Raw genomic sequence first — 12806 nt, 5'->3', positions numbered from 1 at the left:
CCCGGGCGTCCTCCGCCTCAACGAACTGATGCCCGCGGTGTGCCGGACGCCCTGCTCCAGCTTCCGGACAGGCCGGGCGGCTCACGCGCCTGCGCCTCGGGATCGGCTTGACGTGGTTCCATAACGCCGCTATAAATGGTACTAAGACAGTGTTATGGAACGCGTGGACGGGGTGGTGGGCGTGGTCGCGTCGGTACGGGAGGTCGCGGAAGCGCTGGTGGTGCGCGGTGCGCTGCCCGCCGAGCTGGACGGTGCCCTCGTCTGGTCCGGCAAGTTCGGTGTCTCCGGCGTCTGCCTCGGGCCGGACGGCGCGGAGTGGTACCGCGGGCCGCGGCCGGCGGCGCTCGCGCCTGCGGACCGGCCCGCCGGTGCCACGATGGCCCGCCCGGTCTTCGACGGCGAGGTGTGGCACACGGCGATGTCCCACCCCGACCTCGGTTACGCCGAGCACGTCACGCTGGGCGACGACGGTGAAGTGCTGCGCGCCGAGCCGTTCCCGCTGGACGGCGCGCCCCGGATGCGCGCGGTCGGGGTGACGGACCGCTTCGTGGTCGTCTTCGACTCCGCCCCGTACTACAGCCGCGCCGCGGACCTGGTCGGCCTGCGCGACCCGTATTCCGGGCCCGCCACCGGCCCCGCGCGCGTCGGCCTGCTCGCCTACGGCCGGCCGGACTGGTTCGAGCTCGGCGACGGCGAGGTGCTGTCCCTGGTCAACGTCTACGAAGACCTGGGCCGAGTGGTCGTCGACGCCATCTGGGCGCCGGGCGTGCTGCGCCGCCACGTGCTCGACCTCGCCACCGGCGGCGTGCGCCGGGTCGACCTGCCCGCGATGGACGTCGGCACGGTGGACGAGCGCTTCGCGGGCCGCCACCACCGCTTCGTGTTCGGCACGGCGGGCACCGCGATCGTCCGCCACGACGTGGCGCTGGGCTGCACCTGGCGCCGCGAGGTCGGCGTCACGCCCGTCCAGCCGGTGTTCGTGCCGCGCGGTGACGCCGAGGGTGACGGCTGGGTCGTCGCCGTCGCGGGCGACGAGGTGCTGGTGCTGGACGCGGCCGACCTCGCCGGTCCGCCGGTCGCGGTGGTGCGGTTGCCGTTCGCGGTCGCGGCTTCACGGCAGGCCGCGTGGGTTCCCCGCCGCTGATCAGTGCGCCAGTCGATCTAGGGGGTCGGTGATCACCGTTGCGGGAGTAGCCTTCGGGGAACCATCCCTGGCAGGGCGACGGCGAGGGGAACCGTGCAACGTACCGCTGCTGAGACCCGGTCCCACGTACTGCGGGTGGCGGGAGACCTGTTCTACCTGAGAGGTATCCGGGCCACGGGCGTCGATCTTGTCGCGGCCGAGGCCGGTGTCGCGCCCACCACCCTCTACCGCCTGTTCGCGTCGAAGGACGACCTCGTCGGCTCCTACGTCGAGCGCGCCGACCTCGACTTCCGCGAACGGTTCACCGCCGCGGCCGAGGGCGCCGGTCCCGATCCGCGCGACCGGATCGTGGCCGTGTTCGACTCGATCTTCGCCGAGGTCTCCTCCGGCACGTTCCGCGGCTGCGAGTTCCACCTGGCGCTGGCCGAGTTCCCGGAACCCGAACTGCCCGCCCACCGCAACGCCCTCACCGCGAAGTCCTGGACCAGGCAACGGATCCGCGAGCTGACCGACGCGCTCGGGGTCGAGGACCCGGCCGAGTTGGCCGACCACCTGGTGCTCGTCCTCGAAGGACTGCACGCGTCGGGGCAGTCGTTCGGTCCGAACGGCCCAGCGCAACGGGCTCGCGGCCTGGTCGAAGGGCTCCTGTCCACCGCCGCGCCGCGACCGACCGGCTCCTGACACCGTTCCGCCACCCCGCCGGTCGATATCGGGGAATTGTCCGGCGACCGTGCGGGAACCGCTGCGGCAGAGGTGTCGAAAGCCCGCACGACCAGCTCCGCGCCGACCACCCTCGGCGAGCACCGGTCGAGCCCGCGTGAAAACCTCGGCACGATTGTGTCACGCGGGCAGCGCAGCATGCCCACTTCGCCTGGTCGAACGGTATTCTGCCCCTTCGGCTGGTAGTTCCGGAGGGGAACAGAGGTGGCATGGTGAATAGCTTCGGCCGGTTCCGCAGGGTGGTTGTCGTGGGAGCCGGTTTGGCCGGTACCGTGACCGCAATCCGCCTTCTCCGGTTCGCCCGGGAACCATTACAGGTCGTGCTGCTCGAACGCGTTCCGGAATACCGGAACTCCGGCGTGGCGTACCAGCGCGAGAGCAACCACTGGTACCACGTGTTCAACATCCAGGCGGGCCGCATGTCGGCGTTCCGGGAAGACGTCGACGACTTCGTCGCCTGGGCCAACCAGGAGGCCGACCGGTCGGACTGGCCCGCGGACTGGCGGGACTTCGAGTTCACCGAGTCCGGCCCCGCCCCGCGCCGGATCTACCAGGACTACCTGGAAAGCCGCCTCGCCGAGGCCGTCCGGGAGGCCGCACCGGGCGTGACGCTGGTCGAGACGGACGGGGAAGCGGTCGACGTCGAGGTCTTCGGCGACCACGCGCACGTCGTGGTGGAGAGCTCGCCGGACGGCGCCGGCACCGGGCGGACGATCCTCGAAGCCGACCACGTCGTGCTCGCCACCGGGTTGGAGACGAAGTACCCGGCTTTCGCGACCGAGGTGCTGGAGCACCCCGCGTTCGTGCGCAGCCCGTATTCCAAGAGCGGTATCGAACGGGTGCTGGGCGTGCGGAAAGACGGCGTGGTGGCCATCATCGGCACGCTGCTCAGCGCGTACGACTCGGCCACGCTGCTGTTACGGCAGGGGCACGAGGGCCCCGTCCACATGATTTCCGGTTCCGGCCTGACCCCTCGGACCTATCCGCCGAACCACCGGCACCAAGTGCTCGAATTACCGGCGCCGCAACTGCTCGGCGACCACTACGAAGGACGCGAGGAATTCGTCCGCAGGTTCCGCGAGGAATGGGACCGCGCCTGCGCGATCCTCACCGAGAAGTACCCCGAAGTACCTCAGGTCGTGGTGACGGAACGGGTAGCCAAATCGTGGGAACCGTACCTGCCCGCGATCCTGGAGCGCATTCCCACCGACGAACTCCGCGCGTTGCTCGACAGCTACGGCAGCCTCTTGGCCGTGTTGCGGGTGAGCGCCATGGCGTACACCACGGACATCGTCGACGCGGCCTTGGGCGAAGGCGGGCAAGTCGTGCTCACCGCCGGCCGCGTGAAACAGGTGCGCGCCACCGGATCGGGCACCCTCGTCCTGTCGATCGAGGGACCGGATTCGACGCGGACGGTCGAAGCGGATCTCGTCGTGTCCAACTTCGGGCGCGAGTCGAACTACGAGCGCGCCGATTCCACGCTCTGGGCGAACCTGCTGCGCAAACGAATCGCGGTCGTCCACCGGCGCACCGGGCGCGGTGTCGAAGTCGACCCGTGCGGACGGCTCCTCGGTCCCGATGGCACGCCGTCCGGTCCCGTCTCGGTCGTCGGCAGCCCACGCGAGGGCGACGAGATCGTGCGGAACGGGCGGACCGGCGCGTTCACGTTCAACCTCGCCGCGATCAAGAACCACTCGGTGGAGGTCGCGGCCACCACGCTGCACCGGATCGAGTCCTGTTACGACGAACGGGCGGTCGCACTCGCCGGTGCGCTGGTCGACCCGGCGGATCCCGAGCTGCGCGCGGCCGTCTCGCGGTCGGTCAGCCTCGACGTGCGCCGGATGGCCACGCGCCGCCGCGACGACCGCCAGTCGCTGGCCGCCCGGCTCGAGGCGAACCTCGGGCGGATCCGCGACCTCACCTCGCGCGACGGCACGCCCCCGCCGTCCGACCGCGCCTTGCGGTTCGCGGTGAACTCGGCCGCCACCACCAAGTTGACCGACCTCTCCGTGACACCGCGCGAACTGCGTCTCGCGCTCGGGCTCGAAGGTTCGGTGGAGCAGGTGGAGCAGGTGGAGCAGGTGGAGCAGGTGGACGAGGTGGAGCAGATGGAACAGGCGGAGCCGGCGGAACCGGTCGGCTGAAGCGAACTCGTCGCACTCGAGAAGATGCGCGGCCCGGCGCGCGACTGCGAGGCTCGTGCCATGGCTCGTCCTGTTCGACACAAACCCGGGGCCGACGTCGGGCGAACCGGCGTCGGCCCCGAAGGTCGGCCTTCGGACCGACGCGCTCGCCAGGTCCGCAAACCGACCGGAATCGGTAGGAGGATGCCGTGAGCCCGCGCGAGATCCCAGGGGTATTGCTCGTCGGTTCGCCGTCGACGAGCGTTCGCGGCGTCGCCAATCACACCGGCAGACCTTTGCCCGGTTCCGTGTTGGTGGTGGGACAACTCGGCCCCGAGCTCTACGACACCATCGTCAAGTCGGCGGCCGTGGTGTGTTCCGGCGGTGGCCGCACCGGTCACATGGAATCCCTGTGCCGCTCGCGGGGAATTCCGGTGTTGCGGATTCCGCACGACGAACTCGCCGGGCTGGTCGGCCCGGTGACCGTCCGGACCGATCGGGAATCGGTCACCCTCGGCGAAGTCGAACCGGCGGCGCAATCCGCGGAATATCCCACCGTCACCCCCGAGGACCTCCGCTCGGTGTGCGTCGTCATCGCCGACGCGACCGACATCCAGTCCACGAACGCGATCCAGCCCCGGGTGGACCAGGTGACGTCGTTCTTCATCCGCGAGGAGTTCGTCTGCCTCTCCTCGGGCCTGAGCCCGCTCGACGCGCTGCGCGCGGGCGTGCCCGAGGCCGAGCGCTACGGCGCGGCGATCGGCGCCGAGCTGTGCGCGATCGTCAAGGAGCTCCTCCCCGGGCAACGCCTCGTGATGAGGCTGCTCGACCTCCGGTCCGACGACGCCGCGCAGATCACCAACGAGGTGGACGTCGACCACGAGACCAACCCGGAACTCGGCCTGCACGGCGCCCGGTGGCTGCTGCACGAGCCGCACTACCCGCACGCGTTCCAGGCGTTGCGCGCGCACGTGCGCGAACGGCTCGGCCCGGAAGCCGACCGGGTGAGCTTCGCGGTGCCGTTCATCAACGACCAGGACGAGTTCCTGCGCCTGCGGCTGCGGCTGGACCTGCCCGACGACGTGCCGCTGTCGGTGTTCGTGGAGACGCCCGCCGCGGTGCACTCGGCGGCGGAGTTCTGCGCGGCGGGCGCGAGCGAGATCTTCGTCGGCACCAAGGACCTGACGCAGTTCTACCTGGCCGCGGACCGGGGCAACCACCGGGTCGCCTCGTCGTACCAGACGCGGCACCCGGCGGTGATGTCGGGACTGCGCCAGTCGGTGGAGGCGGGCCGCCGGGCCGGTGTCCCGGTCCACGTGTTCGCGCTGGGGGCGGACGTGGGCTACTACTTCAAGCACCTGCCGACGGACCGGTTCATGCTGTGCACCGCCGAACTGAGGCAGCTCGCCGTGGACGCCCACGACTCGCGGTGACGGTGGCTCAGCCGAGCAGGTCGTCCCCGTCCCGCAGGGTGTCCGAAGTGGACTTGTACATCCGGGACTTGATGGTGCCCAGCGTGGGGCCGGCCTTGCCCGCGTGCGCCCCGGCGAGGTCGACCGCGGTGGACCGGACGGCGTCCTCGTCCACCGCGAGGTCGACGACGCCGGCGGCCACCGCGTCACCGCCACCGTAGCGACGCCCGGTCGTCATGGCCTCGTGCGCGGTCTGCGGGGTCAGCCTGGCCTGGATCAACGCCGACATGCCGGGCGTGAAGGGGATGTCGATGCCGACCTCGGGCAGGCACCAGAAGCCGCGGTCGGCGCGCATCACGCGGAAGTCGTGCGCCAGGGTCAGCATCGCGCCGGCGGCGAAGGCGTGGCCCTGGATCGCGGCCACCGTGATCACCGGCAGCGACAGGACCCGGGCGAACAGCTCCTGCACCGACACGACGTACTCGCGGTACCGGTCGCCGTTGGCCATCAGCCACTCCAGGTCCAGGCCGTTGGAGAAGAACTTGCCGGTGGCGGCGGTGACCAGGGCGCGGGCGCCCTCCGCTCGCTCCACCTCGCCGAGCGCGGCGTCGACCGAGGCGAGCCAGTCGGGGTGGAACCGGTTCTCGGTGTCCCCGAGGTCGAGGATGAACACGTCGTCCTGGCGGTCGAGCGTCGGCATGGGGTCCTCCGGGGGTCCGGGCGGTGGCTACTGGACGGTAACTTAATGCCCGGGGACGGCCGACATCACCCTTCTCTATCATCCCGCAGGTGACCGCCTACGACGATCTTGACGCGTTCGAGCACCTGGACACCTCCGCCCTCCCGCACCGCCAGCAGCGGATCCTGGCGGTGATCCGCGACTGGGTGGTTCGGCACGGGTACTCGCCGAGCACGCGGGAGATCGGCGACGCGGTCGGCCTGCGGTCGTCGTCCTCGGTGTCCAAGCACTTGGCGGCGTTGGAGGAGAAGGGTTTCCTGCGCCGCGGCACCTCGATGTCGCGGCCGATCGACGTGCGCCTGTTCCTGCACGAGCCGTCCGCGCGGGAGTCCGCCGAGGACTCGGTGCCGGTGCCCGTGGTCGGCCACATCGCCGCCGGCACGCCCATCGCGGCCGAGGAGCACGTGGACGACGTCCTCACGCTGCCCCGCGGGCTGACCGGGCGCGGCACGGTCTTCGGCCTGCGGGTGCGCGGTGACTCGATGGTGGACGCGGCGATCTGCGACGGCGACATCGTCGTCGTGCGGCAGCAGCACGAAGCCCACTCCGGCCAGATCGTGGCCGCGATGATCGACGGCGAGGCCACCGTCAAGGTGTACCGCCGGCGCAACGGGCACGTCTTCCTCGAACCGCGCAACCCGGCCTACGACGTGATCGACGGCGACGAGGCCGTCGTGCTCGGCACCGTCGTCTCGGTGCTGCGCAGCGTCTGAAACCGCGCGCTGCGGCAAACGGCGGATGCTCGGCGTCACGACGTCTCATCCGAATGGCCTAATGCCCTCGGTAGTCGAGTGGATGCAGACTGAACCCGATTGAGACGGTGCCCGCCGAGGTGCGGCCCGTCGTGGGCGGAGGTCGTCGATGGTCGGGATCGAGGCGGAGGGCCCGGAGGACCGCGGTTTGCGGCAGTACCTGCGGTTGATCGCCCGGAAGCTGGGGATCGACCTGGAGTCGTGCTGGTACGAGTGCGCCCCGGACGCCACCGCCTACATCGCCCTCGACCAGCGGGTGCCGCGGCACCCGGACAACGACCTCGCGCTCGTCTGGGACGAGCACACCGGGTGGTGCGCCGGGATCGAGGTGGGCCGGGGAGCGGACCTGGTGCCGCTGACCTACCTGGGCCCGCCGGTGCTGCCGTCGCCGGAAGCGGTCACGGTGTTCGTGTCCGACCTGGTCGCCGGTCGCCGCCCGGACCACCCGGTGCCGCCCGCGATGCCCGCCGAGGACCACTTGGCCGACCTGCTGGTCGAGTACGCCGACCGGGCACCCGCCAAGGTGCTCTGAGCCGTTCAGTCGGCGGGGCCGCGCAGGGTGAGCACGACTCGCAGCACGTGCTCGACCGCGGCCTGGAACACCGCACCCCGCAGCTCACCGCGGGTGGCGAGGTTGCGGGACGCGAAGCCGAGCATGCCGTCGTGCCCCACCCGCCGGACCACGAGCGCGGCGATCTCCTCCAGGTCGAGCCCGGGGTGGTCCAGCCGGGTCAGGGCGAACTCGACCACGAGTTCCTCGTCCGTCACGGCCTCTCCTCCCGACCCGGTCCAGCCTAGCCGCGGTAGCTCCCCGAAGCCGTGGTCAGGCGACTTCGGCAAGTCGCCTTGCGCGCCCGCCGACTCGGTTAGCCTCTGCCGGCGTGGACAAGGTCGGTAACCGCTACACCCCGCTGGAACGGCTCGGCAGCGGCGCGATGGGTGTGGTCTGGCGTGCGCACGACGAGCTGCTGCACCGGGACGTCGCGATCAAGCAGCTCCTGCTGCCCGGCCTGGCCGCCGACGAGGTGGACGAGGCCTGCCGGCGGGCGATGCGCGAGGCCCGCATCGCCGCGCGCCTGCAGCACCCGAACGCGGTCGGCGTGTTCGACGTGGTCGTCGAGGACGGCAAGCCGTGCCTGGTGATGGAGTTCGTGCCGTCGCGCAGCCTGTCGGCCGTGCTCGCCGAACGCGGCACGCTGCCGCCCGCCGAAGCGGCCCGGATCGGCGGGCACGTCGCCTCCGCGCTGGCCGCCGCGCACCGGGCCGGCGTGGTGCACCGCGACATCAAGCCGGGCAACGTCCTGATCGGCGCGGACGGCACGGTCAAGATCACCGACTTCGGGATCTCCCGCGCGGTCGGCGACGTCACCGTGACCAGGACCGGGATGCTCGCGGGCACGCTGGCCTACCTGGCGCCGGAACTGGCCCGCGGCGCGGACCCGACACCGGCGGCCGACGTGTTCTCCCTCGGCGCCACCCTCTACGCCCTGGTGGAGGGCGGACCGCCGTTCGGTGCCGGCGACAACGACCTCGGGATGCTGCACCGGATCGCCGGCGGCTGGATCGTGCCCCCGACGCGGTCCGGCCCCCTCACCGCGCTGCTGACCAGGTTGCTGGCCAACGACCCGGCCGCCCGCCCCACCGCCGAGCAGGCGAGCCGCGAACTGGCCACCCTCTCCACCCCCACCGCCTCCGCCCCGCCGAACACCCCGCCGCCGGGCACGCCGCGCCTGACCGCTCCGCCGCCGACCACTGCCTCGCCGACCAACTCCCAGCCGAACACGCCACCACCGGGCATCCCGCGACCGACCAGCGCCTGGCCGAGCACGCCACCGCCGGGCACGCCGCGCCCGACCAAAGCCTTGCGGCCGGCACCCCTGGCGCACCCGCCCACCGCCGTAGCCCCACCTCCCACCGCGGTAGCCGGGCCTCCCACGCACGGCGCACCTCTCGCCACCACCCGCCGGTGGCTCGTGCCGGTGCTCGCGGCCGGGGTGGTGGTCGCCGTCGCGGCCACCGTGCTGTTCATCGCGTTCCGGGAGGACGACCTGCGGTCGGCGTCACCGGACACGACGACCCCGGTCCCCACCCGGTCCGAGCCCACCACCGACTACCCGACAGCCGAGGCGCCCACCTCCGACGACACCACGACCGAAGCACCGCCCGAGACCACCGAAGCGGGCACGCTGGACGCCGCGTCGGTCGCCGACCACGTGCGCGACCACTTCGCCAACCTCCCGCACGACCCCGCGACGGCCCGGGAGAACTGGGCGCCGGAGAACCGGCCGTCCGAGTGGGAGGACGACCAGTTCTGGGGCGCCTACTCCGACGTGACGGTGAGCGGCGAGCCGGAGGTGACCGCCAACGGCGCCACCTACACCGCCGACGTGACCCTCGAGTTCACGCCCCACGACGACGACCCGTTCACCGAGGACTACCGCGTGGTCATGGTGCTGCGGGACGACCGCCTGCTCATCGTCGACCTCGCCCAGGCGTGACCGTCACGACGACCACCACGAGAACCCGGACTCGCCGCGCACCGTGGCCAACGCCTCGTCCCGGGTGCGGTGCAGCCGCAGCAGGTCCTCCATCTCGGTCATCCGGATCGGCCGCGCCACCGTGCGCCGCCCCGCCACCACGGCGAACCCGGCGCCCACCACGTCGGCCCGCTGCCGTGCCTCCACCAGCACCGCGATCCCCATCGACCCGAAGAACCCCACTTCGCCCAGGTCGACCACCAACGCCGACGCACGGCCGTTCAGGCAGGTGAACAGCGCCTGGCGCACGTCGCGGAAGGTGTCGACGTCGAAGTCGCCGTGCACGACGGCGACCACCACACCGTCGTCACCGACGTCCTGCACCGTCACCGACGGCTGTTCGACATCCCCGTGCACGCCGCTCCCTCACCCCGATTTCGGCTGCGTCACCGCCTACCACCATTACCCGTTCGACGCCCGCCCGACACCGCCGTTGTGCCGACCCGACCGGAGTTCCCGCCACCCCAGCGCGCCGTACCAGAGCAGGACCGGCAGGTGGAGCGCGTAGCCGACCTGCTCCGACGCCACGGTCGGCCCGTCGAGCCCGGTCGTCCACGGCAGCACGACGGCGGCCAGGCCGGACAGCGCCGCGACCACCCCGGCACGGCGCAGCCCGGACGGCAGGGGCAGGCAGCGCACCGCCGCCGCGGTAGCCGTGCTGGAGGTGCCGGTGCGGGTCCGCCCGGCGTGATCAGCCGCTGCCGAGGCAGACGAACGGCCGCCGCAGCGGGTCGACCGCGATGGCGTCCGCCAGGGCCACCGCCGGTCGGGCGCCGGCGGCCAGGCTGCGGTGGTAGTCGTCCATCGCGGCGGCGCACGCCTGGTCGCCGACCCGGCTCAGCGGTGCGACCACCATCCGCGAGCCGCTGGCCAGCAGCGCACTGGCGAAGCCCAACGGCTCGTCACCGGGGCGGATGCGGTTGAGGGCCAGCTCGCACGCGGCCAGCACGACCTGCCGGGGCGGGTGGGCGAGGCCGGCCATCTCGTGCGCGTAGACCGGTCCGTCGCTCAGCTCCAGCCGGGAGAACAGGGCGTTCTCCGGCTCGTGCACGCCGTGCGCGGCCAGGTGCGCGATCTCCGCGCCGTCCAACGCCTCCAGCACCGCGGCGACCGAGGCGTTCTCGCCCGACATCAGCGCCGCCGTGGCGTAGTGCGCGCCCAGCTTGTCGATCTCACCGACCGCGGCGGGCAGCCCCGGGCCGCGGACCAGCACGGTCCGGCCCGTCGAGCCGGCCTCGGCCCGATCGGCGGCCAGCCACGCGGTGGCAGAGGGCGCCACGACGGTGGGCCGTCCGTGCAGCGTCGGCAGCACGCCCCACGGCACCGCGTACAGCGCGCCGGTCGGCACGACGACCAGCTCGCGTTCGCCGATCAGCTCCGCCAACGGCTGGATCAGCTGCGCGTCGAGCCGGTCGGCCTGCTTGCGCGCCGACACCGACATCACCCGCACCAGCGGTTCCGGCAGGTGGTCCGGTGCCAGCGCGTTCAGGTCCGCGTTCAGCATCCGGGCGCTCTCCGCCGCCTGCTCGGCCGAACCCAGCCGCGCCAGCCGCACCTCGGAGCCCACCACGACGACCGCGACCAGGGAGTCCTCCGACGACGCGAAGCTGACCAGGGCGCGGTCGCCCAGCCTTGCCATCACCTCGGGCAGCGCGGCGACCGGGCGCGGGCTGCCCCACCGGCCCGTGTGCCAGCCCAGCCGGTTCGCCTCGCGCAGGCGTTCGGCCCGGCGGGCGCGCAGCGCGGCGGTCGAGTGGCCGTCGTGCTCGGCCTGGTGGATCGACTGCGTGAGGCTGCGGACCTCGGCGATCCGCTCGGCCAGCTCGGGGTTGTCCACGTGGGTCAACGGCTCGTAGCGGTAGGTCTGCGCCCGGGTCCGCTCCAGCCACGAGAACAGCCGCCGGGCGTTGCCGCGCTCCAGCACCAGCTGCACCGCCAGCCCGGCCAGCTCCCGGCCGTGCAGCGCGGTGCCGGACAGCAGCTCCAGGCCGCCCATCCGGTCGCGCACGTGGTCGAGGTCGGTCAGCCCGGCCCTGATCTCGGCGAGCGCGACGGCCCGCTGGCCGCGCGCGATGGCCAGCTCGGCCCGGCACAGGCGGCGCAGCATCCGGTAGTCGATCGGCGTGAGCTTCCCCGGCCGGGGCACCCGGTCGAGGATGTCGGCGGCGGCCGCCACGTCACCGCGCCGGATCTCCAGCCTCGCCGCCAGCATCCGCGCCAACGCCGCCTGCTCGGCCAACCGGGGCACGGGCAGCTCGTCGGCGAAGTCCAACGCGCGCCGGGTCACCGACCGCGGCACCCGCCCGGACCGCAGCGCCACCGCCGCGTCCACGCGCAGCCCGATGAGCGTCGCGTTCGTGACGCAGGTCTGGCACCCCCAACGCCGCATCCGCTGCCGGGCGGAGGAGGCCATGGTGCGGGCCAGGTCGAGGTCTCCGGTCATGTACGCGGCGACGGCCCGGTACAGCTCGACGTTGCCCAAGTACCGGGCCACGCCGCCCTCGGCGCGCAGCACGGTGAGCACGTTGTCGAGCTGGGTGCCGGCCTCGTCGGCGAGCCCGGCGTCCATCAGTGCCTGGCCCCGGTGCAGGCCGAGCAGCACCGGCACGTCGAGCCCCTGTGCCCGGTAGGCGCGCTCACTGGCCTCGAAGCGCCGAAGGGCTGCCGGGATGTCGCCGATCCGCATCTCCAGCAGCCCGAGCGCGAAGTCGGCGTCGGCCGCCCTGCCCGGCAACCCGTGCTCGGTGGCCAGCGTGAGCGCACGGGTCAGGTCGTGGCGCGCCTGGCCGATCGACCCCAGCCGGGTGTGCGCCGTACCCCTGCTCCACAGCGACTTCACGATCAGCTCGAACAGGGGCAGCGAGGGCTCGCCGGTGGAGAGCCTGTGCTCGTAGTGCTCGAGCGCGGAGTCGAAGAGGCGGATCGCGTCCTCGATCAAGCCCGCGTTCGACAGCAGGAGACCGCGGTTGTGCTCGACGCCCCCGCGCAGTTCGTCCTTCACGAGCGGATCAGCCACGTCTTCGACCAGCCGCCGCACCTCGGCCAGCCCGTCCAATCCCGCGGCGGGGCCGGACGTCTCCGCCTCCACCGCCGCCAACGTCGACGACAACCGGATCCGCGTCACGTACCAGTCCGACCGGGTCTCCGGATCGGCGGGATCGACCGCGTCCGCCAGGCTCTGCCCGCGTCGCAGCAGACGTACCGCATCGCGATGCCGCCCGGCACACGACGCGTCGACTCCGCGGCGGTGCAGTTCTCGCGCTTGACGGATGACATGGGCTTCATCGCGGACGGCGGTCACTGGCACCTGTCTATGACATCACAGAACGCAACTGAAAGCCGTCCGCCGGCCAGGTCACCCGGCCGGCGGACGCGATCA

The 12806-nt window shown here is 72.3% G+C and carries 12 protein-coding genes and 1 pseudogene; 8 read left to right on the top strand and 5 right to left on the bottom strand.

All coding sequences use genetic code 11. The annotated features are described in order from the left end of the window. The first annotated feature begins 154 nt into the window (after positions 1-154). From B0I31_RS29050 to B0I31_RS29035, 5 genes and pseudogenes are all read left to right on the top strand, one after another. A complete protein-coding gene (locus B0I31_RS29050; RefSeq protein WP_106618582.1) occupies positions 155-1144 on the top strand; it encodes a carotenoid oxygenase family protein in 990 nt (329 codons plus the stop codon). A 135-nt stretch (positions 1145-1279) separates the two neighbouring features. After that, complete coding sequence (locus B0I31_RS29045; protein WP_106618581.1) at positions 1280-1825, top strand: TetR/AcrR family transcriptional regulator; 546 nt, start codon at positions 1280-1282, stop codon at positions 1823-1825. Positions 1826-2073: 248 nt separating this feature from the next. Beyond that, positions 2074-4008: an FAD/NAD(P)-binding protein gene (locus tag B0I31_RS29040; protein WP_106618580.1), complete on the top strand. Its 1935-nt coding sequence runs from the start codon at positions 2074-2076 to the stop codon at positions 4006-4008. Positions 4009-4196: 188 nt separating this feature from the next. Beyond that, positions 4197-4412: pseudogene (locus tag B0I31_RS42975) on the top strand (PEP-utilizing enzyme); the annotation flags it as partial. A gap of 9 nt (positions 4413-4421) precedes the next feature. Then, positions 4422-5420, top strand: coding sequence for a putative PEP-binding protein (locus tag B0I31_RS29035; protein ID WP_245950544.1), 999 nt, complete (start codon positions 4422-4424; stop codon positions 5418-5420). 7 nt (positions 5421-5427) lie between these two features. On the opposite strand, the gene B0I31_RS29030 is transcribed toward B0I31_RS29035, so the two are convergent. Further along, positions 5428-6099 carry an enoyl-CoA hydratase-related protein gene (locus B0I31_RS29030; protein WP_106618579.1) on the bottom strand — a complete coding sequence of 224 codons (672 nt, stop codon included), beginning with the start codon at positions 6097-6099 and terminating at the stop codon, positions 5428-5430. A gap of 89 nt (positions 6100-6188) precedes the next feature. Between B0I31_RS29030 and lexA the strand changes: the two genes are divergently transcribed. Together lexA and B0I31_RS29020 are read left to right on the top strand one after the other, a co-directional pair. After that, positions 6189-6851, top strand: a complete 663-nt coding sequence (gene lexA, locus B0I31_RS29025) for a transcriptional repressor LexA (protein ID WP_106618578.1) — start codon at positions 6189-6191, stop codon at positions 6849-6851. A 148-nt stretch (positions 6852-6999) separates the two neighbouring features. Beyond that, positions 7000-7422, top strand: a complete 423-nt coding sequence (locus tag B0I31_RS29020) for a DUF6292 family protein (protein WP_106618577.1) — start codon at positions 7000-7002, stop codon at positions 7420-7422. Positions 7423-7427: 5 nt separating this feature from the next. On the opposite strand, the gene B0I31_RS29015 is transcribed toward B0I31_RS29020, so the two are convergent. Beyond that, positions 7428-7658: a hypothetical protein gene (locus B0I31_RS29015; RefSeq protein WP_106618576.1), complete on the bottom strand. Its 231-nt coding sequence runs from the start codon at positions 7656-7658 to the stop codon at positions 7428-7430. 113 nt (positions 7659-7771) lie between these two features. On the opposite strand from B0I31_RS29015, the gene B0I31_RS29010 reads away from it, so the two are divergent. Continuing rightward, positions 7772-9388 carry a serine/threonine-protein kinase gene (locus B0I31_RS29010; protein ID WP_245950525.1) on the top strand — a complete coding sequence of 539 codons (1617 nt, stop codon included), beginning with the start codon at positions 7772-7774 and terminating at the stop codon, positions 9386-9388. A 3-nt stretch (positions 9389-9391) separates the two neighbouring features. Here the strand turns inward: B0I31_RS29010 and B0I31_RS29005 are convergent, their stop codons facing one another. From B0I31_RS29005 to B0I31_RS28995, 3 genes are read right to left on the bottom strand one after another with little or no spacing between them, the layout of a single operon-like run. Next, complete coding sequence (locus tag B0I31_RS29005; RefSeq protein WP_106618575.1) at positions 9392-9784, bottom strand: STAS domain-containing protein; 393 nt, start codon at positions 9782-9784, stop codon at positions 9392-9394. A gap of 45 nt (positions 9785-9829) precedes the next feature. Further along, on the bottom strand, positions 9830-10066 hold the full coding sequence (locus B0I31_RS29000; RefSeq protein WP_146173981.1) for a hypothetical protein: 237 nt from the start codon (positions 10064-10066) through the stop codon (positions 9830-9832). Positions 10067-10118: 52 nt separating this feature from the next. Continuing rightward, positions 10119-12728 carry a CHAT domain-containing protein gene (locus tag B0I31_RS28995; RefSeq protein ID WP_106618573.1) on the bottom strand — a complete coding sequence of 870 codons (2610 nt, stop codon included), beginning with the start codon at positions 12726-12728 and terminating at the stop codon, positions 10119-10121. Positions 12729-12806: the final 78 nt, after the last annotated feature.

Source organism: Saccharothrix carnea, assembly GCF_003014735.1.
Classification (GTDB): Bacteria; Actinomycetota; Actinomycetes; order Mycobacteriales; family Pseudonocardiaceae; genus Actinosynnema; species Actinosynnema carneum.
Note: the sequence above shows the minus strand (reverse complement) of the source record. Positions and strands in the feature narration are given on the sequence as shown.

Excerpts from the sequence above, each read along its gene's own strand:
- B0I31_RS29050 (WP_106618582.1), top strand. The coding sequence starts at position 155 with ATGGAACGCGTGGACGGGGTGGTGGGCGTGGTCGCGTCGGTACGGGAG.
- B0I31_RS29040 (WP_106618580.1), top strand. The coding sequence starts at position 2,074 with ATGGTGAATAGCTTCGGCCGGTTCCGCAGGGTGGTTGTCGTGGGAGCC.
- B0I31_RS29030 (WP_106618579.1), bottom strand. The coding sequence starts at position 6,099 with ATGCCGACGCTCGACCGCCAGGACGACGTGTTCATCCTCGACCTCGGG.
- B0I31_RS29020 (WP_106618577.1), top strand. The coding sequence starts at position 7,000 with ATGGTCGGGATCGAGGCGGAGGGCCCGGAGGACCGCGGTTTGCGGCAG.